This is a genomic window from Flavobacterium sediminilitoris (assembly GCF_023008245.1).
Taxonomy (GTDB): Bacteria; Bacteroidota; Bacteroidia; order Flavobacteriales; family Flavobacteriaceae; genus Flavobacterium; species Flavobacterium sediminilitoris.
In genome coordinates, this window is record NZ_CP090145.1 from 3625377 (window position 1) to 3647280 (window position 21904).

The 21904-nt window shown below is 28.8% G+C and carries 22 protein-coding genes; 12 read left to right on the forward strand and 10 right to left on the reverse strand.

The features are described 5' to 3' along the window. Positions 1 to 7: 7 nt before the first annotated feature. The 3 genes from LXD69_RS16630 to def form a co-directional block, all read right to left on the reverse strand. Positions 8 to 1171, reverse strand: a complete 1164-nt coding sequence (locus tag LXD69_RS16630; protein WP_246916192.1) for an MFS transporter — start codon at positions 1169 to 1171, stop codon at positions 8 to 10. A 79-nt stretch (positions 1172 to 1250) separates the two neighbouring features. Next, a complete protein-coding gene (locus tag LXD69_RS16635) occupies positions 1251 to 1676 on the reverse strand; it encodes a DUF5606 family protein (protein WP_246916193.1) in 426 nt (141 codons plus the stop codon). 120 nt (positions 1677 to 1796) lie between these two features. Continuing rightward, positions 1797 to 2384, reverse strand: coding sequence for a peptide deformylase (def, locus tag LXD69_RS16640; RefSeq protein ID WP_246916194.1), 588 nt, complete (start codon positions 2382 to 2384; stop codon positions 1797 to 1799). Between the two features lie 196 nt (positions 2385 to 2580). Between def and LXD69_RS16645 the strand changes: the two genes are divergently transcribed. The 8 genes from LXD69_RS16645 (at position 2581) to argH (ending at position 10673) form a co-directional block, all read left to right on the forward strand. Continuing rightward, entirely contained in the window at positions 2581 to 3159 is a 579-nt protein-coding gene (locus LXD69_RS16645; RefSeq protein WP_045966506.1) for an N-acetyltransferase, read from the forward strand. Next, on the forward strand, positions 3134 to 4348 hold the full coding sequence (locus LXD69_RS16650; RefSeq protein WP_246916195.1) for an argininosuccinate synthase domain-containing protein: 1215 nt from the start codon (positions 3134 to 3136) through the stop codon (positions 4346 to 4348). The genes LXD69_RS16645 and LXD69_RS16650 overlap by 26 nt, the downstream gene beginning before the upstream one ends. Beyond that, on the forward strand, positions 4338 to 5312 hold the full coding sequence (gene argC, locus LXD69_RS16655; RefSeq protein ID WP_246916196.1) for an N-acetyl-gamma-glutamyl-phosphate reductase: 975 nt from the start codon (positions 4338 to 4340) through the stop codon (positions 5310 to 5312). Before LXD69_RS16650 ends, argC begins: the two co-directional genes overlap by 11 nt. Positions 5313 to 5409: 97 nt before the next feature. Then, positions 5410 to 6579 carry an aspartate aminotransferase family protein gene (locus tag LXD69_RS16660; protein WP_246916197.1) on the forward strand — a complete coding sequence of 390 codons (1170 nt, stop codon included), beginning with the start codon at positions 5410 to 5412 and terminating at the stop codon, positions 6577 to 6579. Then, positions 6554 to 7507 carry a Rossmann-fold NAD(P)-binding domain-containing protein gene (locus tag LXD69_RS16665; protein ID WP_246916198.1) on the forward strand — a complete coding sequence of 318 codons (954 nt, stop codon included), beginning with the start codon at positions 6554 to 6556 and terminating at the stop codon, positions 7505 to 7507. Before LXD69_RS16660 ends, LXD69_RS16665 begins: the two co-directional genes overlap by 26 nt. Continuing rightward, positions 7500 to 8300: an acetylglutamate kinase gene (argB, locus tag LXD69_RS16670; protein ID WP_246916199.1), complete on the forward strand. Its 801-nt coding sequence runs from the start codon at positions 7500 to 7502 to the stop codon at positions 8298 to 8300. Before LXD69_RS16665 ends, argB begins: the two co-directional genes overlap by 8 nt. After that, entirely contained in the window at positions 8275 to 9360 is a 1086-nt protein-coding gene (locus tag LXD69_RS16675) for a M20 family metallo-hydrolase (RefSeq protein WP_246916200.1), read from the forward strand. The genes argB and LXD69_RS16675 overlap by 26 nt, the downstream gene beginning before the upstream one ends. 2 nt (positions 9361 to 9362) lie before the next feature. Continuing rightward, positions 9363 to 10673, forward strand: coding sequence for an argininosuccinate lyase (gene argH, locus LXD69_RS16680; protein WP_246916201.1), 1311 nt, complete (start codon positions 9363 to 9365; stop codon positions 10671 to 10673). 107 nt (positions 10674 to 10780) lie between these two features. Here the strand turns inward: argH and LXD69_RS16685 are convergent, their stop codons facing one another. The 5 genes from LXD69_RS16685 to LXD69_RS16705 form a co-directional block, all read right to left on the reverse strand. After that, positions 10781 to 11518 carry a protein phosphatase 2C domain-containing protein gene (locus tag LXD69_RS16685; protein ID WP_045966490.1) on the reverse strand — a complete coding sequence of 246 codons (738 nt, stop codon included), beginning with the start codon at positions 11516 to 11518 and terminating at the stop codon, positions 10781 to 10783. A 60-nt stretch (positions 11519 to 11578) separates the two neighbouring features. Then, the gene (locus LXD69_RS16690) at positions 11579 to 12052 is read right to left on the reverse strand and encodes an Lrp/AsnC family transcriptional regulator (RefSeq protein ID WP_246916202.1); all 474 of its coding nucleotides are present in this window, start codon (positions 12050 to 12052) and stop codon (positions 11579 to 11581) included. Positions 12053 to 12065: 13 nt separating this feature from the next. After that, positions 12066 to 12479: a Holliday junction resolvase RuvX gene (gene ruvX / locus LXD69_RS16695; protein ID WP_246916203.1), complete on the reverse strand. Its 414-nt coding sequence runs from the start codon at positions 12477 to 12479 to the stop codon at positions 12066 to 12068. A 104-nt stretch (positions 12480 to 12583) separates the two neighbouring features. After that, the gene (locus LXD69_RS16700; protein ID WP_246916204.1) at positions 12584 to 14062 is read right to left on the reverse strand and encodes a malate:quinone oxidoreductase; all 1479 of its coding nucleotides are present in this window, start codon (positions 14060 to 14062) and stop codon (positions 12584 to 12586) included. A gap of 201 nt (positions 14063 to 14263) precedes the next feature. Continuing rightward, the gene (locus LXD69_RS16705; protein ID WP_045966484.1) at positions 14264 to 14872 is read right to left on the reverse strand and encodes a PAS domain-containing protein; all 609 of its coding nucleotides are present in this window, start codon (positions 14870 to 14872) and stop codon (positions 14264 to 14266) included. A gap of 429 nt (positions 14873 to 15301) precedes the next feature. Here LXD69_RS16705 and LXD69_RS16710 point away from each other — a divergent pair, with 429 nt between their 5' ends. Genes LXD69_RS16710 through LXD69_RS16720 form a run of 3 tightly spaced genes read left to right on the forward strand, consistent with a single transcriptional unit; the run spans position 15302 to position 19070 of the window. After that, positions 15302 to 16117 carry a 2,3,4,5-tetrahydropyridine-2,6-dicarboxylate N-succinyltransferase gene (locus LXD69_RS16710; protein ID WP_045966480.1) on the forward strand — a complete coding sequence of 272 codons (816 nt, stop codon included), beginning with the start codon at positions 15302 to 15304 and terminating at the stop codon, positions 16115 to 16117. A 16-nt stretch (positions 16118 to 16133) separates the two neighbouring features. After that, on the forward strand, positions 16134 to 17999 hold the full coding sequence (locus LXD69_RS16715; RefSeq protein ID WP_246916205.1) for an LTA synthase family protein: 1866 nt from the start codon (positions 16134 to 16136) through the stop codon (positions 17997 to 17999). Between the two features lie 9 nt (positions 18000 to 18008). Continuing rightward, a complete protein-coding gene (locus LXD69_RS16720; RefSeq protein WP_045966476.1) occupies positions 18009 to 19070 on the forward strand; it encodes a glycosyltransferase family 9 protein in 1062 nt (353 codons plus the stop codon). On the opposite strand, the gene LXD69_RS16725 is transcribed toward LXD69_RS16720, so the two are convergent. After that, a complete protein-coding gene (locus tag LXD69_RS16725) occupies positions 19060 to 19872 on the reverse strand; it encodes a glycosyltransferase family 2 protein (RefSeq protein WP_045966474.1) in 813 nt (270 codons plus the stop codon). The two genes, LXD69_RS16720 and LXD69_RS16725, sit on opposite strands and share 11 nt — an antisense overlap. A 114-nt stretch (positions 19873 to 19986) precedes the next feature. Then, positions 19987 to 20748, reverse strand: coding sequence for a Kdo domain containing protein (locus LXD69_RS16730; protein ID WP_246916206.1), 762 nt, complete (start codon positions 20746 to 20748; stop codon positions 19987 to 19989). A 74-nt stretch (positions 20749 to 20822) separates the two neighbouring features. On the opposite strand from LXD69_RS16730, the gene LXD69_RS16735 reads away from it, so the two are divergent. Next, the gene (locus tag LXD69_RS16735) at positions 20823 to 21878 is read left to right on the forward strand and encodes a glycosyltransferase family 4 protein (protein WP_246916207.1); all 1056 of its coding nucleotides are present in this window, start codon (positions 20823 to 20825) and stop codon (positions 21876 to 21878) included. Positions 21879 to 21904: the final 26 nt, after the last annotated feature.

Below are 21904 nucleotides of genomic sequence, written 5' to 3' on the forward strand. Positions count from 1 at the left end.
ATCAAAATTATTTTGTTTTTAGTTTGAATAACAGATAAGTTATAGCAATCAAAACCGCAATAGAACAAGCATATAAAATTATAGGAACTCTTATAACATTTCCTTGGTAAAATAGTCCTGAAAACAAGGCTCCTAAACCTATTCCTGCTTCTAGTGCAATATACATTGTTGCAATTGCTCTTCCTCTATATTCTGGAAAACTTAAATCTACCGTCCAAGCATTTAAAGTTGGTGATAAAACTCCAATTGCTAAGCCATATATAATTGATCCTATTAATAAGCCTGATATTGTTTTAAAGTATCCCATAACAATTAATGAAATAAATAAAAGTGTAAGCCCTAAAATTAAAATAGGAATACGACTATATCTATCTGAAAATTTTCCTGCTAAAAATCTAATACATAATGAAGCTATTGTAAATACAATAAAGAATAGTCCTTTATTACCCATGCCTAAATGTTCGCTCCAATCTGGAATTAATGTTAATATAATTCCGAAAGATGAATAGGCTAAGAATGTAATAAGTGCAGGAGATAGCGCTTCTTTTGCTAAAATATCTTTCTTTGATATTTTTAAATTAGACAGCTTAAATTCTTGTTTGTTTATTAATGTTTCTTTTATGTTAAAAACAAGAATAACTGCCATGAATGCCATAAAAGATGAACTATAAAATAAAACATCAAATGTATAATGTAATTTTATAAAACTTCCTATTGCTGGTCCTAAAGCTAATCCTGTACTAAAAAACAATCCTTGTATTCCTAATGCTTCTCCCCAACGTTTTGAAGGAATTATATCAGACACATAAGCTGAAATTGCGGTTGGACTAAAGCCTGTTGAAAAACCATGAAACAATCTTAAAAGTAAAAAACCAGAAACAGTACTTAATATAGGGTATAGAAAACCACAAATAATACAAACAATAACACCAATAATTATAACAGGTTTTCTCCCTATAGTATCGGTTAATTTTCCACTAAACGGACGAGATAAACCAGCCGTAAGTGTGAACAAGGCAATAATAAGCCCTATGTATTCCGCACCGCCTAGTTTACTTAAATAAGCTGGTAATTCTGGAATTAACATATTATAGCTCGATGAAAAGAACAAAGAACTTAAACAGATTGAACCAAAGCGTATATTGTATATTGGATGTTTTAATGTAGGCATCGATTAAGAAAATACTTTGTTTTTATTGTAATTAAAAAAGTCCTCAAAATGAGGACTCTTATTTTATATTTTCTACTACTTATTCAGCAGTTTCTTCTTTTTCTTCTTCTTTAGATAAAGCTTCTACAGATACAAATCCTTTTGGTTGTAAAATATTGTACCAGTTTACAATTTTCTTAATATCTGAAGTATATACTCTATCTTCATCAAATTCTGGTAAAACTTCTCTAAAATAGTCTTTTAAAGTAGCATCGTTTTCTTTATGTGAAATAGCTGCTCCATCATTTTCTTTTGTAGCAATTGCTTTAAAAACGTCTGCTAAACGAATTTCTTCAGAATAGGTATAAACTGCAATTTCAGATAGTAAACTTACGTTACTACGCATACCTACGGTAATTTTTTTACCATCTAATAATGACTCAGCAACAAAACCAGTACGCGTTTGAATTTTTAATTCATATAAACCTGGTTTTCCAGAAATAGCTAATATTTTTTGAATGCTCATTTTTCTTTTTATTTATGGTTGGCAAATATATATATTTTTCAATATCAATAACAATAAAAACAACAATTTTAAGACAGTCATTTATTGTTAAATTTATTCTATTTCAAATTATACAATCAATTATCTTCCTTTTTTATTAACGAATTTCATTTTATAATCTGGTCTCGATTTCCCTTCCATTATATTCATCAACTTCTTCCCTATTAATTTCTTCTTTAACATTGATAAATGATCTGTAAATAAAATACCTTCAATATGATCGTATTCATGCTGAATTACTCTTGCTATTATTCCTGAATATACTTCTGTCTTTTTATTAAAATCTTCATCAAAATATTCAATTGTAATAGTGTCATGACGGAAAACATCTTCTCTAACGTCTGGAATACTTAAACATCCTTCATTAAATCCCCAAAGATCACCTTCTTCTTTAACTATTTTAGCATTAATGAATGTTTGTTTAAACGCTTTTAGTTCTTCTGCTTCTTCTTTTGATATATCGTCACTCTCTGCAAAAGGTGAAGTATCTACTAGAAAAAGGCGAATAGCCAAACCTACTTGTGGAGCAGCTAATCCTACACCATAGGCATGATACATTGTCTCATACATATTGGCAATCGTTTCTTTTAAATTAGGGTAATCTTCTGCTATTTCTTCTCCTACTTTTCTTAAAACAGGCTCACCATAGCCATATATTGGTAAAATCATTTTCTAAAATTTAGAATGCAAAATTAAGTAAAATATTTATTATAAGTATCCTAACCTAATAACAATATGTATTCATTATCTGATTTAGTTAACATACAAAGATATTATACCTGATAAATATTAAATAAAAGTTATTTTATCTATTATTTGTGTTTTATATAAATATTTTATTTAGATTTGCCGAAAATTTGGTGTAATGGTGATCAAAATTGAACAAACGAATGCTAATCATTCTATTTTTTGTGAGACAATTATTGCAGAAATGGAAAACTCGGCTAAAGTTAGAGGTACAGGAATCGCAAAGCGTTCCGTTGAATATTTAAATAAAAAGATAACAGAAGGAAATGCCATCATTGCCATTACTGAAGAGAATGAATGGGCTGGTTTCTGTTATATAGAAACATGGAGTGAAGAAAAATTTGTTGTTAACTCCGGATTAATTGTTGCTCCAAAATACAGAATTATGGGGTTAGCAAGAAGCATAAAAAAAGAAATTTTTAAGCTATCTAGGCAGAAATATCCTGAAGCAAAAATCTTTGGATTAACTACAGGGTTAGCAGTCATGAAGATTAATAGTGAATTAGGTTATGAGCCTATTACATATTCTGAAATCACTCAGGATGAGAAATTTTGGGATGGCTGTAAAAGCTGTATCAATTATGAAATATTAATTTCAAAAAATAAAAAAAATTGCCTTTGTACAGCTATGATGTACGATAAAGACGATAAATTAAATCAAAAAAGAGAAAATGAAGAAAATAGTTTTAGCATATAGTGGTGGTTTAGACACTTCATTTTGTGCAGTATATTTATCAAAAAAATTAGGATATGAAGTTCATGCTGTTACAATAAATACAGGAGGTTTCTCTACAGCAGAAATTTTAGCAATTGAAAAGCGTGCTTATGAATTAGGTGTTCATTCTTATACATGTATCAATGCAATAGAAGGTTATTATGAGTCTTGTGTAAAATATTTAATATTTGGCAATGTTTTAAAAAACAACACTTATCCTCTTTCTGTAAGTGCGGAAAGAACTATTCAAGCAAAATCAATTGCCGAATATGCAATAGCAATAGAAGCAAATGCTATTGCTCATGGAAGTACTGGTGCAGGAAACGATCAGGTAAGATTTGATGTTATTTTTAATATATTATGTCCTACTGTTGAAATTGTAACTCCTATAAGAGATTTAAAACTATCTAGAGAAGCAGAAATTGAATTTTTGGAAGAAAATGGTTTTGAAATTAATTTTGAAAAGGCACAATATTCTATTAATAAAGGATTATGGGGAACTTCTGTTGGTGGAAAAGAAACATTAACATCTAGTCTTTATTTACCCGAAACAGCTTTTCCTTCTCAATTAAGTAAAACGGAAACAGATAAAACAGAAGTTGTACTTCAATTTACAAAAGGAGAATTAACAAGTGTAAATAATGAAACTTTTTCACATTCTAGTGAAGCTATTCAGTATTTAGAAAGCATAGCCTCTCCTTTTGCAATTGGAAGAGATATTCATGTTGGCGATACCATTGTAGGGATAAAAGGAAGAGTTGGTTTTGAGGCAGCAGCAGCTACTTTAATTTTAAAAGCACATCATTTATTAGAAAAACACACGCTTTCAAAATTTCAATTGAACTTAAAATCACAATTATCTGAATGGTATGGAAGCTGGTTACATGAAGGTTTATTTTTAGATCCGGCTATGCGCGATATTGAAACTTTCTTTGAAAGTACTCAAGATAAAGTCAATGGAAAAGTTTTTATTACACTACTTCCCTATCGTTTTGTAATAAATGGAATATCATCAGAAAATGATTTAATGAATACTAAGTTTGGAAGTTATGGAGAAATGAATTTAGGATGGTCTGGTGATGATGTAAAAGGGTATTCAAAAATTATAAGCAATTCTCTTTCTATTTATCACAAAGTGAATGCTAATAAAACAGAAGTAGATGCAAACTAAAATAAAAACAGGAATTATTGGTGCAGCAGGTTATACAGGTGGAGAACTTATTCGTTTACTGCTCAATCATCCTAATGTAGTAATTTCTTTTGCTTTAAGCAGAAGTTGTAATGGTCAACCTATTAATACTATTCACACTGATTTAATTGGAGAAACGGATTTAGTGTTTACAAATGAGTATTCAAACAATATTGATGTTCTTTTTCTATGCTTACCGCACAAAGAGAGTAAGGTTTGGATTGAAAGCAATACTATTTCTGATGAAATAAAAATTATTGATTTAGGAAATGATTTTAGACTAGATGGACTATTTAATAAAGGGGAATTTGTCTATGGTTTATCAGAAGTTAATGAGGAAATGATTAAAAAGAGTAATTATGTGGCTAATCCGGGTTGTTTTGCTACTGCTATTCAATTGGCTCTACTTCCATTAGCAAAAGAAAAATTACTAAACAAAGTGTATACAACTGGAATTACTGGCTCAACTGGTGCAGGACAACAATTGCAAGCTACATCGCATTTTAGTTGGAGAACCAATAATATTTCGGCCTATAAAACTTTAAATCATCAGCATGTTCCTGAAATCTGTAAAACATTAGAAAGTTTAAATAAAGAAAAAGTACAATTAGAATTTGTGCCATGGAGAGGCGATTTTACTAGAGGTATTTTTACCAGTTCAACTTTAGAGACTTTTTTGTCGTTAGAGACTCTTTATGCTATGTATGAAACTTTTTATAAAGACAATCCTTTTGTATTTATTTCTAAAAATACAATCGATTTAAAACAGGTAGTAAATACAAACAAGTGTCTCATTCATATTGAAAAACAAGAAAACCAAATAGTCATACATTCGGTTATTGACAATTTAGTAAAAGGAGCTTCAGGACAAGCTATTCAAAACATGAACTTAATGTTAGGTTGGGAATCTAAATTAGGATTAAAATTAAAAGCTTCGGCATTTTAAAACATAAAAAATGAAATCGCAATTATAAAAGCTTTTTGAAAAAAACTATAAAACATGCGATACCATATGACCTTAAAAAACAATTAATATTCTACATATGAAATTATTTGATGTATATCCGTTATTCGATTTAAACTTTGTTTCGGCAGAAGGAAGTTATCTATGGAATGATAAAGAGGAAAAGTATTTAGATTTATATGGTGGTCATGCGGTAATCTCCGTTGGCCATAGTCATCCAGTTTATGTAAAAACGATTACAAAACAATTGCATAATATTGGTTTTTACTCTAATTCTGTACGAATTCCAATTCAAGAAGAAGTTGCTAAATTGTTAGGGAAAATAAGCCATTATGAAAATTATGAATTCTTTATGTGTAATTCTGGAGCTGAAGCTAATGAAAATGCTTTGAAACTAGCTTCTTTTCATACTAACAGAAAGAAAGTAGTTTGTTTTACAAAAGCTTTTCATGGAAGAACTTCCGCAGCAGTAGCGGCAACTGATAATAAAAAAATAATTGCGCCAATTAATGAAACTGATGCTTTTATTTTCTTGCCTTTTAATGATGAAGAAGCGTTAGAAAAAACATTTCAAGAGCACAAAGATATTGCGGCTATAATAATTGAAGGCATACAGGGAGTTGGTGGTGTTCAAATTCCAACAACTGCTTTTTTACAAAAAATTAGAAGCCTTTGTAATGAGAACAATGCTTTATTTATTGCTGACGAAATACAATCGGGTTATGGAAGAACTGGTAAATTCTTTGCGCACCAACATGCCAATGTTCAAGCAGATATTATTACGATTGCAAAAGGAATGGGGAATGGATTTCCTGTTGGTGGAGTAATTATTTCACCAAAAATTGAAGCCAAACACGGTTTATTAGGTACTACTTTTGGGGGAAATTATTTGGCTTGTGCAGCTTCAAAAGCTGTTTTAGAAATTATTGAAGCAGAAAATTTAATTCAAAATGCTACTGAAATGGGAGATTATCTTTATGAACAATTAAAAGATAATGAAAGTGTTAAAGAAATAAGATACAAAGGTTTAATGTTTGGCATTGAATTAAAAACACCATGCGCTCCATTCAGAAATCAATTACTGAGCGATTTTAATATTTTAACTGGAAATGCATCTTGCCCAAATACACTACGGATTTTACCTGCTTTAAACATCTCTAAAAAAGAGTTAGATGTTTTTATCAGTGCATTCAAAACGGTTTCAAAATTAAATAGTAAAAAAAATGAAAAAATTCTTCTCTGTAAATGACATTACAGATTTACATACAATAGTAAAAGAGGCAATTACTCTAAAAAAAACACCTCAACAAAATAATCATCTTGGTAAGGGAAAAACAATAGGTTTAGTGTTTCTAAATTCAAGTTTAAGAACCAGATTAAGTACTCAAAAAGCGGCTCAAAATTTGGGTTTACACACTATTATATTAAATGCTAATCAAGAAGCATGGACGTGGGAATTTGAAGATGGAGCTATTATGAACGGAAATACGGTTGAACATGTAAAAGATGCTGCCAATGTTTTAAGTCAGTATTGTGATATTATAGGAATTCGTTGTTTTGCTAGTTTAACCAATAAAGAAGAGGATATTACTGAAAAAGTGTATACCTTATTTGAAAAGTATGCAAAAGTTCCTGTAGTTTCTTTAGAGTCAGCAACCTTACATCCATTTCAAAGCTTAGCAGATTGTATTACTATTGAGGAACATTTACCAAAGAATAAGAAGCCAAAAGTAGTTCTAACTTGGGCACCGCATATAAAAGCTATTCCACATGCTGTTGGAAACTCATTTGCACAATGGATGAATCAAACGGATTATGATTTTGTGATTACGCATCCCGTAGGTTATGAATTGGATACGAAATTTACACAAAATGCAGTCATTGAATATAATCAGGAAAAAGCATTAGAAAATGCTGATTTTGTATATGTAAAAAACTGGTCTTCATTTCAAGATTATGGAAAAGTAATTCCTGTTGAAGAAGATTGGATGCTTACTAATGATAAATTGAGAGGAACTAATAATGCTAAAATAATGCATTGTTTACCTGTGAGAAGAAATGTTGAAATAAGTGATGAGGTTTTAGATAGCGAAAATTCTTTGGTGTATCAACAGGCTAATAACAGAACTTATGCTGCGCAAATAGTTCTACAAAAAATATTAGAGAATCATGAGTAATCAAAAGGTTTTAATTATAAAAATAGGTGGTAATAGTATTGATAATGTAGAGGAATTAAATCTTTTTATCGAAACTATTGCTACTATTCAAACTCCTTTTATTTTGGTTCATGGTGGTGGAAAATTAGCTACTGATTTAGCTGAAAAACTAAATATTCCACAACAATTAATTGAAGGCCGACGTATTACAGATGCAGAAACTATTAAAATTGCAACAATGGTTTATGCAGGTTATATCAATAAAAACATTGTGGCTTTATTGCAAAAAAATAATAAAAACAGCATTGGATTATCGGGTGTTGATGCTAATTTGATACAAACTACAAAAAGAGTTCATCCCACAATTGATTATGGATTTGTAGGCGATTTAAATGAGAATAGTATGAATACTGATTTTATTGAAAATCTAATACGTTTTGGATTAACACCTGTTGTAAATGCAATTACACACAATGGAAACGGTCAATTATTAAATACAAATGCCGATTCTATTGCAAATGCTTTAGCTGTTAGTTTAGCATCAAAATATGAAGTATCTTTATTGTACTGTTTTGAAAAAAAAGGTGTTTTATTACATCCTAATGATGATAACTCAGTTATTCAAACCCTAAATCTTGAACAATTTAAACAATTAAAAAAAGAAGGTGTCATTTCTAAAGGAATGCTACCTAAGCTTGATAATTGCTTCAACGCCTTACAAAACGGAGTTGCAACAATAGCAGTTTTAAAAGCAACAAATGTTTTGAGTTTTTTAAATAATACATCAAATGAATACACCAAAATCATCAAATAGCACCGCTATTAATTTATATGAAATTGCTATTTCGCTCTTAAAACAGTTAATAGCAACCCCTTCTTTTAGTAAAAGCGAAGATGAGACAGCAACTATTATAAAAGATTTTTTTAAATCTCATGAGATTCCAACTCATCGTAGTATGAATAACATTTGGGCTTATAATAAATATTATGATGCTTCAAAACCTACTATTTTATTAAATTCTCATCATGATACTGTGAAACCAAATACGGGTTATACTCTAAATCCATTTGAGCCAATTGAAAAAGATGGAAAATTATTTGGTCTAGGTAGTAATGATGCTGGTGGTGCTTTGGTTAGTTTAATTTGTACTTTTTTAAATTTCTATGAGAAAGAAAATTTAAACTACAACCTCATCATAACTGCAACTGCAGAAGAAGAAATTTCAGGTGTAAACGGTGTTGAATCGATTTATAAAGAATTAGGGAAAATTGACTTTGCTATTGTAGGTGAACCAACCGAAATGAATTTGGCTATAGCTGAAAAAGGATTATTGGTTTTAGATTGTGAAGCTTCTGGTACTTCTTCTCATGCTGCACATCCTAATGAAGATAATGCTATTTTAAATGCGATAAAAGATATTCATTGGTTTACCCAATATAAATTTGATAGAATTTCGCCTATTTTAGGAGAAGTTAAAATGACTCCAACAATTATTAATAGTGGTTCGCAACATAATGTAGTTCCGAATTCGTGCCAATTTACAGTTGATGTTCGTACCAATGAATTGTATTCAAATGAAGAAGTGTATCATTTGGTAAAAGAAAACGTACAATCAAAAGTAACAGCTCGTTCTTTACGATTGAACTCCTCTTCTATTCCAATGGATCATCCTTATGTGAAAGCTGGTTTAGCCATTGGAAGAACGTATTATGGCTCTCCAACTTCATCAGATCAAGCTGTAATTCCTTGTCCGTCTTTAAAAATGGGACCAGGTTTATCAACTCGTTCTCACAGTAGTGATGAATTTATTTATACAAACGAAATTAAAGAAGCTATAGAAATTTATATTTCTATTTTAACTAAAATACTCTAACAATGGCAACTAAAATTTGGCAAAAAACAAATCATTCTAATTTAGAACATACTTCAATTGTAGAGCAATTTACAGTTGGAAATGATATTGAATTTGATTATTCTTTAGCAAAATATGATGTTCAAGGTTCATTAGCTCATTGTGAAATGCTACATTCTATTGGACTATTAAACGATAACGAATGGCAATTGATTGAAAAAGAGTTAAAAGTGATTCTAACTGAAATTAAAGCTAATAATTTTGAAATTGAAGAAGGAATAGAGGATGTTCATTCGCAAGTAGAACATTTATTAATTCAACGAATTGGAGATATTGGTAAAAAAATTCACAGTGGTCGTTCTAGAAATGATCAAGTTTTAACTGATTTAAAATTGTATTTCAAAGCTGAAATTTTAGATATTGTTTCACTAACAGAAACTCTTTTCAATACTTTAATTCAATTAAGCAATCAACATAAAAACACGCTTTTACCAGGTTATACTCATTTACAAATTGCTATGCCTTCTTCGTTTGGACTTTGGTTTGGAGCTTATGCGGAAAGTTTAATTGACGATTTGGAAGTCTTTTTAGCTGCTTATAATATAGTGAATAAAAACCCATTAGGTTCTGGAGCTGGTTATGGTACCTCTTTTCCGTTGAATAGAACTTTAACCACTGAATTATTAAACTTTAAAACCTTAAATGTAAATTCGGTTTATGCACAAATGACAAGAGGAAAATCGGAAAAGATTGTTGGAATGGCTTTAGCTACTATGGCTGGTACATTGAGCAAATTTGCTTTTGATATGTGTTTGTATTTAAATCAGAATTTTGGTTTCATTTCTTTTCCAGATTCGTTAACAACTGGAAGTAGCATTATGCCTCACAAAAAAAATCCAGATGTGTTTGAAATTATGAGAGCCAAATGCAATAGAATTCAGGCAGTTCCAAACGAATTGATTTTGGTTACCAATAATTTACCTTCTGGTTATCATAGAGATGTTCAGTTGACGAAGGAGATTCTGTTTCCAGCTCTAACTTCTTTAAAAGATTGTTTGGAAATGTTCGATTTTATGTTGGCACACATTCAAATAAAACCAGAAATAGTAAAAGATGAAAAGTACAAATACATGTTTAGCGTAGAAAATGTAAACCAACAAGTTTTAGATGGAATTGCGTTTAGAGATGCTTATAAAAATATTGGTTTAGCTATTGAAAACAATACGTTTGAACCTAATTATGCTATCAATCATTCACATGAAGGAAGTATTGGAAATTTAGGTAATGATTTGATTGTGGCTAATTTTGAGGAAGTGAAGAGTAGATTTGAATAAGATAAAAACCTTTGTCAAAGTTTTGAATTTTGACAAAGGTTTTTTTATACTACAAATTAAGATTAATCCTAGACTATCGCTTACTAGTTTAATTCTAATCTCAATTTTCATTCCATTATTCTTATAATAGAAAAATCATCAGTGGGCTTTAATCCAAATTCGTTTTCTAATATCTTTAGTTTTAGATTAAGCATTTCGTTTTTTTCGCAATTCGTTTTTTCGGTTGTTAAAAACTCGATTATATTAATCTCCTCTTTGAATTTATTTGATACTAATTTCTCAAATGTAAATATTCCGTCAGTCGAAATACTCAAATCTATTATTTTGTTAAATTCGATTTTCTGCTTTTGAGAATTATAAAATGTTTCAAAATCCTCAGATAAATGAAAACCTAAATAATCGGGTTTGTTGTCTTGTTCAAATTCAGTTATTTTACCATTAATATTTACAAACCCATCTCCAATTGCTAAAACTATTCCTTGCTCATTATTTTTATCAATCAACATTATGATTAAAGTTGTCAATAACTCTTTGGAGTCAAGCATTAATGAATTTTTCACAATTTTGAGTTCATTTAATAAATCCTTGAGAATTGATTTTAAATCTTCTTCAATATTGAATTGTAAATTATTTTGTTCAATAAATTCTTTATAACCTTTTTCAATGCAGATTTTCTTTAGAATTTTTCCAACTAAAGTTGAAGCAAAATGACTCTCCAATGCAGTTGTGCAACCATCCATTACTGCACAGAGTATTTTATTTTTTCCATATTCTCCAATATACAAATGATCTTCACAATTATTTTGATGATAATCTCCAATTTGTATCGCTGAATATATTCTCATTTAGGAGTCTTTTGCGTGTTTTACTTTATATTCCCTTCTAACATCTACTAAATTAATATCCTACTTTACCTTCAAAGGATAAGCTGTTTCCTTTTTACATTCATTCATTACAATACTACTATGATATTGCCCTATGTTTGGAATATTAGAAATCACATTCACCACAAAGTCATTATAGGATTTTATATCTTCTGCGACAATTTTTAGCATATAATCGTAATTTCCTGATAAGCTAATGACATCTAAAACTTGAGGAATTGGCGTTATAATTTTTTCAAATTCGTCTAAAGCTTCTTTTGATTGTTCTTTTAAAGTAACATTGCAATATACTACGATTTCAACACCAATTTTGAATCGGTCTACCAAAGCGACGTATTTTTTTATGACACCGTTACGTTCTAAATTTTTGATACGCTCGTATGTTGGTGTAAATGAAAGTCCTATTTTTTCTCCTATATCTTTCACAGAAATAGTAGAATCATTTTGTAAAATTTCTAATATTAATTGATCTTTGGCATCTAATTGGTCTCTCATTATTCAAAAAAGTTTATCGTTTGTATTGTAAATAATCTTGCAAAAGAATAGTAGCTGCAATTTCGTCTATTAGGCCTTTGTTTTGACGTTGTTTTTTCTTCAAGCCACTATCAATCATGGTTTGAAAAGCCATTTTAGAGGTGAATCGTTCATCAATTTTTTCTAATGGCATTGTTGTGAATTCTTTTTGAAATAAAACTATAAATTTCTCAATTAAGGTTGCACTTTCGGAAGGAGTTCCATCCATTTGTTTTGGTTCTCCAATAATTACTTTTTCTACTTTTTCCTTTGAGAAGTATTCTTTTAAAAAAGGAATCAATGTTTCTGATGAAATTGTGGTTAATCCTGATGCTATAATTTGCATTTCATCGGTAACTGCAATTCCTGTGCGCTTTAATCCATAATCTATAGCGAGTATTCTAGGCATAATTCTATTTTATAAAGCAAATATACGGAAAGAAAAGTAGGTTTATAAACAAAAACACACCTGCAAAGAAACAGATGTGTTTATATTTTATTTTAAATGTAGTATTAGTTTACTAGTTTCAACGTCTTACTAGTCATTTCTCTTATTTGTGTACACAATTCATCGTTATCATTTAGTTTTTCCCCAAATGAAGGAATCATTTCTTTCATTTTATTTTGCCAAGCTTCTGAATTGTATTTGTCTGTAAAACATCTACTAATTACATCAATCATAATTGAGACTGAAGTCGATGCTCCTGGTGATGCTCCTAATAGAACAGCTAATGAACCATCTGAATCATTCACTACTTCTGTTCCAAATTCTAAAACACCTTTACCTTCTTTATCTTTTTTAATCACTTGTACCCGTTTTCCGGCAGTTTCTAAAACCCAATCTTCTGTTTTTGCATTAGGAAAATAGTTTTTTAAGGCTTTCATTCTATCTTCTTGAGATTGCATCACTTGTTCAATTAGGTACTTTGTTAAAGGAATATTGTGAATTCCAGCCGAAAGCATTGGCACAATATTGTCTGTTTGAATGGATTTCAACAAATCTAAATAAGAACCGTTTTTTAAAAACTTTGTGGTAAAACCAGCATAAGGACCAAAAAGTAATTCTTGTTTTCCATCTATAACACGAGTATCAATATGTGGCACAGACATAGGTGGTGAACCAACAGATGCTTTTCCATATACTTTTGCTTTATGTTGTTTTATTATTTCTGGATTCATACAACGAAGCCATTGTCCGCTTATTGGAAATCCTCCAAATCCATTTCCTTCTTCTATATCTGCTTTTTCTAATAATCGTAATGAACCTCCACCTGCTCCAATGAAAACGAATGGTGTTTTTACTTTTCTAGATTTATGTGTTTCTAAATTTCGTACTTTAACTTTCCAATTTCCGTCTTCTTGCTTCTTTAATTTTTCTACTTCTGTTTGAAAATATAACGTTACACCTTCTTGATCTTTTAAGTACTCAAACAAAGCTCTGGTTAATGTTCCAAAATTAACATCAGTACCTATTGGCATATAAGTAGCTGCATGTACTTCATTTTTATCTCTATTATGCATCACTAAAGGCATCCATTCTTCAAGAACAGCTTTATCATCACTAAAAAGCATCCTTTTGAATAAACTTTTTTTAGTTAAAGCTTCGTGTCTTTTCTTTAGGAAAGCAACATTTTCTTTTCCCCAAACAAAACTAATATGTGGAATAGAATGTATAAAAATTTCTGGATTTTTTAAGATTCCTTTTTGAACCAAATAACTCCAAAATTGTCTTGAAACTTCATAAGCTTCGGAAATTTTAAGTGCTTTTGTAATATCAATAGTACCATCTTCCTTTTCAGGAGTATAATTTAATTCACAAAAAGCTGCATGACCTGTTCCTGCATTATTCCATGCATCGCTACTTTCTGAGGCAGCTTCTGATAGACGTTCATAAATTTCAATTTTACAATTAGGTTCTAATTCTTTAATCAAAATTCCTAATGTTGCACTCATAATTCCAGCGCCTATTAAAATAACATCTGGTTCTTCCATCTTAAATAACTGTTTTTAAAGATAAATTGAAGCGCAATAATTAATAGTTGTAAATTTCATGGTTTTTTCAATGAAATTATAGCTTTGACACATGCATTTCAAAGTACAAAGATATACAATCTAAAAACAGAATTATAAAAAAACACATCTGTAAAAAAACAGATGTGTCCTAACCATAATTATAAAACAAAATTGGAAATTTTATCTTCCAAAAAATCTACTAAAAAATCCCTTTTCTTCTTCTTCCTTTGTGTTTTTACTATTTAATTTTTCTTGTTCATAGATTAATTCCATAATATATTGCACATAGGTTTTATTTTTTTCTTCTAAGAAACCATTTAAATATTTCTCACTATATTCTACTCCACTTGCCGCTTCAATTTGCCATAATTTTTTATATAATGGTTCTATATGATTTGTTATAACTTCTTGTGGAACGGCTCTTCTTCTAGCGAAATAATTAGCTATTACTCCTTTATCATCTTTTGCTATTTCAAAATCTGTAATTACCCAATAATATCTCCCTGATTTGGCTAAGTTTTTTACAATTGCATGGAAATTTTCACCTCCTTTTAATTTCTCCCATAAGACTTTAAAAATAACTTTGGGCATATCTGGATGTCTAATAATGTTATGAGGTTGTCCCATTAATTCATAATCTTCATATCCACATACGTCTACAAAAACTTCATTTGCATACTCAATAATGCCTCGAGGATTTGTTTTACTCATAATCACTTGAGTCTTATCCCACGAAACCTCTTTATCAATTATTATTGGGGTGTTTTTTGCTTGATTGTCTAAATCCATGTCATTCTTTTTTTGGTTTGTTTTTTTGCTAATTAATTTAAAGGTTATAGCAGTTTCAATGATGGTGCAAAACTATAGAAACATAAAAATAAAAAAACTGATAAAAATCAGTTTTCATTTAATAAATAAATGTAATCAGTGCATGAATACACTATTTTCAAAAATTTTATTTACTATAATTAAAAGCAAAAAAACATCTAAAATTTATTATTTAAAACTTAAAAAAGTAGTGTATATTTTAAAATAATGCAAAAACAAATAAGGAAACTCAATATTCCTTTGAAGAAAAGAAGCAACCTAAAAACATATATTTTAACTTTATTTTAATATTTACAAAACTCACATTTATAATAGCAAAGAAGAAATATGTAACTAAAAAGAAATATGATTTAAAAAAAATCAGACTATCTTTGCAGCAAATTTTTTACAATGACACACTTACAATCTACAATAGAACAAGCTTGGGATAATCGTTCCCTTTTACAAGAAGAAACAACTCAAAATGCCATAAGAGAAGTTATTGAATTAATAGATAATGGATCGCTTAGAGTGGCTGAACCAATTGCTGAAGGATGGCAAGTAAACGAATGGGTAAAAAAAGCTGTTGTTCTTTATTTTCCTATTCAGAAAATGGAAACACTTGAAGCGGGTATTTTTGAATATCATGATAAGATGCCTTTAAAAAGAGGATATGCCGAAAAAGGAATACGTGTAGTGCCTAACGCAGTAGCTCGCCATGGTGCTTATATTTCTAAAGGGGTTATTTTAATGCCAAGTTATGTAAATATTGGTGCTTATGTTGATGAAGGAACAATGGTTGACACATGGGCTACAGTAGGAAGTTGTGCACAAATTGGTAAAAATGTGCACTTATCAGGTGGTGTTGGAATTGGTGGTGTTTTAGAACCATTACAAGCTGCTCCAGTAATTATCGAAGATGGTGCTTTTATCGGATCTCGTTGTATTGTTGTGGAAGGAGTTCGTGTTGAAAAAGAAGCTGTTTTAGGAGCAAATGTAGTATTAACAGGTTCTACAAAAATTATTGATGTTACAGGTGAAGAACCTAAAGAATATAAAGGAGTTGTTCCTGCAAGATCAGTAGTAATTCCTGGTACATATACTAAAAAATTTCCAGCAGGAGAATATCAAGTTCCTTGTGCTTTAATTATTGGACAAAGAAAACCTTCAACTGATTTAAAAACATCACTTAATGATGCTTTACGTGAATATAACGTAGCTGTTTAAAATATTTTACAATAACATGCAAAATTATTTTCAAAGTGTAAAACTGTTTTTTAAACGTTTTACACTTGTTTTATTCTTATACCAAGTTTGTCGTATTTTATTTTACTTATTTAATAGTAGTAATTTTAATGCTATTACTTTTAAAAGTATTATTGGTGGTTTACATTTTGATTTATCTGCAATAGCATATATCAACCTTCTTTTTGCTTTATTTCATTTTATTCCAGGTAATTTTAAATATAAACCTAGTTACCAAAAAGTATTAAAAGTAACTTTCTATACTGTTAACCTTATTTTTCTACTTACTAATTTTGTGGATTTTGAATATTATAAATTCACAGGAAGAAGAAGTACATTTGGTATGATAACAGCAAGTGGAATGGAAAATGAAATTAAAACTTTAATATTTTCTTTTCTTTCTGAATTTTGGTATTTACCAATTATTGCGATACTGCTTTCTTTTCTATTTTGGAAATCAATTCCTACATTAAAAATTATTTCAATTCAAAATAATACTAAAATTCAAATCTTAAAACAATTTGGGTTTTTCTTGCTTTTTATGGGAGTTATTTTTTTATTTGGAAGAGGTGGTTTTCAAAAAAAACCATTACGAATTGTAGATTCGGTAAGTTATGGTTCTATAAACCAATCTGCGTTTGTATTGAATACTCCTTTTTCTATTTTAAAGACAATTGGTAAGAAAGAAACATTAGAGGCTCCTAATTTTTATTCGGAAAAAGAATTAAATACTATTTTCAATCCAGTATTAGAAATTAATCCAAAAGGAGAACCTACAAAAAAAAATGTAGCAATTATAATTTTAGAAAGTTTTGGTAGAGAGAATATCCAACGCGGACAAACTCCTTTTTTAGATTCTCTACTAACTAAATCTTTGTTTTTCGAAAATGGTTTTGCAAATGGCAAACTTTCTATAGACGCTGTTCCTTCTACACTTTCAAGTATTCCAAGTTTAATGAATCATTCATTAATCACTTCCAGTTATGCTATAAACAATGTTTATGGATTGCCAAAAATATTAAAAGACAATGGTTACAATACTTCATTTTTTCATGGTGCTTTTAATGGTAGTCAGAATTTTGATCAATATTGTAATGTTGCAGGTTTTGACAACTATTTCGGTAAAGATGAATATGTGGGTCCAGAATCTTTTGATGGAACATGGGGTGTTTTTGATGAAGACTTTTTTCAATTCTATTGCAGTAAAATGAATGAATTTAAAGAGCCTTTTTTTACTACAATTTTTAGTATTTCATCTCATAATCCTTATACTATTCCTGAAAAATATAAAGGAAAATTTCCAAAAGGAACGACAAAAATTCAAGAGAGTATTGCTTATACTGATTATGCATTAAAACTATTCTTTGAAAGTGCTAAAAAACAAGATTGGTATAAAAATACTATATTTGTTTTAACAGCCGATCATACTTCATCAGAAGCAACAGAGAAAAAATTTGAGACAAATGTTGGAAAATTTAGAGTCCCAATTGCTTTTTTTAACCCTGGTGATAAAAATTTTGGAGGAATCAGTTATCGTAATATGCAACAAATTGATATTATGCCATCAATTCTCGATTTGTTAAACATTAAAACAAAAATGATTACTTTTGGAAAACCATATAAATCTGAGAAAGATTTTGTTGTTTATTATTTAGATAATATTTATCATTATATTGATGGTGATTATTATATGGCTTTTGATGGTAAAAAAGCAATAGGTTTATATCATTTTAAGAAAGATGAATTATTGAAAACAAACCTATTAAACTCGAATAAAGAGATTAGAACTAAAATGGAACGTTTTATTAAGGCATACATTCAATCTTTTAATACTCGATTAATAGATAATAAATTAGTTTTATAGTACTTCAAAATGAAAGTTTTAGTTATTCAGCATAAAATGATTGGAGATGTTTTAGTAAGTAGCATTATTTGTGAAAACTTGAAAAAAGCATATCCTAACGCACAAATTGATTATTTAGTCAATAATAATACTGTTGATATACTAAAGAATAATCCTTCTATCAGTAATTTAGTCATTTTTAACCCTAAAGAACAAAAAGGGATATGGAATTTATTACAATTTGCTTTTAAAATAAGAAAAGAAAAATACGATTTGGTAATAGATGCTTATTCAAAATTACAAAGTTGGATTATTTGTCTTATATGTGGTGGCAAACAAAAAATATCATACCTAAAAAAAGGAAGAGAATTTATTTATACAGATACTGTTCCTTTTGCAGCATTTCCAGAGACTTACTTAGGTTTAGCCATAGAAAGACGGTTATCTTTACTTAATCCTTTACATTTAGCTATAGAGAAGATAACTGAACCCAAATTATATTTGTCATCAGAAGAAATTGAAAAAGCAAACGAAGCTTTTAAATATCATTCTATTGATTCTTCTAGAAAGACAATCATGATTAGTTTACTAGGAAGTGAAAATATAAAAACATATCCTCTAAATTACATGACTCAGGTTGTGGATTATATCGGAATTCATTATAATGTAAATATTCTCTTTAATTATTTTCCAAAACAACTAGAGCAAGCAAAAGAAGTGTTTGAAAATTGTTCTGATAAAACAAAGTCGAAAATATATTTTGAATTATTTGGAGATAGTTTGAGAGATTATATGGGACTTATGAATAATTGTGAATTAATAATTGGTAATGATGGCGGTGCTATTAATATGGCAAAAGCTTTAGGGAAATCGTCATTTATTATTTTTTCACCATGGATTGAAAAGAAAATTTGGGCTACATTTGAAGATGGAATAAAACATACTTCTGTTCATTTAAATGACTTTAAACCTGAATTATTTGAAGGTAAAACAGAAAAAGAGTTAAAAAGCCTTTCTTTAGAATATTATACTAAGTTTGAACCTGCTTTATTTTTAGAAAATATTAAAAGCTTCTTAGATTCTAAAGTTTAAGAATTCCGTTTTTGGTTTGTATAATTTTATTTTTAATATTATAAGCTCTTATTTTTAGGTTTTTATCCCATTCTTCTTGCTTAAAATATCCTCTTTCATGATCTAAATGCAAACAAATTGCTGAATACCTAATCTGTTTAGATAAGATGCCATAGTTTAGCATCCTTTCTCCTATTTCTCTATCTAATCCACCATATTGCATATCTTCATTAAAACCATTCACTGCAATTAAATCTTCTTTAAAACAAGAGGTGTTATGTCCGTTAAATGTCCTTTTTGTAGGAGTAATCCAATTCATAAACAATGTAAAAGGCTTAAATCGGATTAGTTTAGTTAATTTAAAATTTGTTTTTACTTTATTTTTAGACAACCATGAAGGGTTAAAGCACTGTTTAGATAAAATATCTTCTTTTGTAATTATAGAAGATGTGTATAATGGTAATTTGAAATAACCTCCAGATAAAAAATATCCTTTTCTTTTATATTTAAGATGAGTTGATACAAAATCTTCTCTTGGAATACAATCTCCATCGGTAAATATAATATAATCTGAGTTTGCTTTTAAAATGGCTTTGTTTAATATTTTGCATTTTTGAAAACCATTGTCTTCTTGCCAAACATGTATTATTGGATATTTAAATGAGTGTGAAAATTGATCCAATAATTCTCTGGTTTTTTGGGTAGAACCATCATCTGCAATAACTACTTCAAAATCATTCTCAGTTTGGTTTTCATAACCAATAAGAACTTTTTTGAGCCATTCTTCGGAGTTGTAAGTAGTAATTATTACTGATAGTTTCATTCAAAGTATAAAAAGGTGAAAAACGCTTATCTTACAAATTCAAAAAAATATGTAAATGAAAAATAAAGTGTTAAATAGAACCACAGGCAAAAATAGCATAAACAAATAAAAATACTACTTTTTCCAAAACTTTAATTTCTTTTTTAACCTTTTTTTTCTGTGAAACCTATATTGAAAATCCTGAGTAAATTGCCACATTGTTTTAAAAATGTGTTCTTCTTCTTCTCCAGATACTTTTGCATACTCATTACTCATAATTGTAATCATTTCTTTTTTGGGAGTAATTTTTGAAAGATTCTTCATTCTTAATTCAAAACTCATTTCTTTATGGAAATTCATTCTATTTAAATCTACTAAATAAAAATTATAAGAACCATCATGATTATTCTTTATTAAGGTATTTCCAGGAGTATGATCTTTAAATTCAATTCCATTTTTATGCATATCATAGGTAAAATGAATAAACTGACGTAAAATATTCTCTCCATCTGGATAATTCGTTTCAACTAATTCTCTATATGTTAAATCGCAAAATATATGCTCACAAACATAATAACTATCTTTTAGTCCTATAATATCTGTATTTTCAGAATAAGCAATAGGTTTAGGTGTTCCAATATTATTTTTTAGTAAAACAGTTGCATATTCATAAGAACGCCTAGCTTTTGACTTTCTAAAATACTTATAAATAATTCTATTAATTAATATAGGTTTTCTAAACGATTTTATATTCAACGTTAATGCTTCGTCAACCTCAAAAAGTTTAATTGTATTTCTTTTTCCAGCAACAAATAATTCGCCTGATGTATGAAAATTTTCAATACTCGAAATTATTTTATTTTTTAGATTTGTATATATAGGAAAAATGGTAAGCATCTTTTTTTTGCCAAAAATAAGGATAACCAATTAATTATTTGGAAACATATCTTATTTTTACTGAAATTAATTTCATGAACGTTTTTTTAGAATCTCACAACATCAATAACAAAGCAGGTGGTCTTGGAACTTTTAATTACCAACTAATTAAAGCTATTTCTAATTTAGATATTTCCAATTTAGATATTACACTAAATGCAAAACATCCTGAAAGATTACAAAATGAATTTAAAAACACGTTTAAATATTCAAAATATACTAGTTTAGAACGTCATTTTTTATTTAGAAAAAAAACAAAATATGATGTTTGGCATAGTTTAAATCAAAATACAAAAGTTGAGCCCTTTTTTAAACCTAAAAAATACATTTTAACTATTCATGATGTTAATTTTGTAGAAGAGATCTCAACAAATATGAATCATAAGGTTAATAAAAAATTTATTGAAAAATTAAATCGCGCTGATGTTATAACTTACATTTCTGAGTTTGCAAAGAAACAAACACATCAATATTTTAATGTTCCAAATGTTCCTGAGCACATTATTTATAATGGCAATCCGTCAGAAGTAAAAATTGAAAATAATTCTTTCGTTCCTGATTTTAAATTAAACCAACCTTTTTTCTATTCTATTGGTGATTTTATTCCTCGTAAAAACTTTTTATCAATCGTAAAAATGATGTCATTTATTGAAGGATATCGTTTAATTATTTCTGGAAATAATCAAAAAGAGTATGGTTATGAAATTAGTAAGTATATTACTGAAAATAATTTACAAGATAAAGTTATTCTAACTGGAAAAGTCAGTGATGAAGCTAAACAATATTATTTAGAAAATTGTACTGCCTTTCTTTTTCCTTCTATTAGAGAAGGTTTTGGCTTACCTCCTATTGAGGCTATGAAATTTGACAAACCTGTTTTTCTTTCAAATTTAACTTCATTACCTGAAATTGGTGGCGATGCTGCTTTTTATTGGGATAATTTTGACCCAAATTATATGAAAACTTTTTTATTTTCTAAACTGAATGATTTTGAAAGCAATAAGCATTTTTATCTTGAAAAAATAAGAACTAGAGCCAATTTCTTTTCTTGGGAAAAAGCTGCTAAAGAATATATAAAGCTATATATATAAACATGCAAAAAAGCTTTTACTTAAAA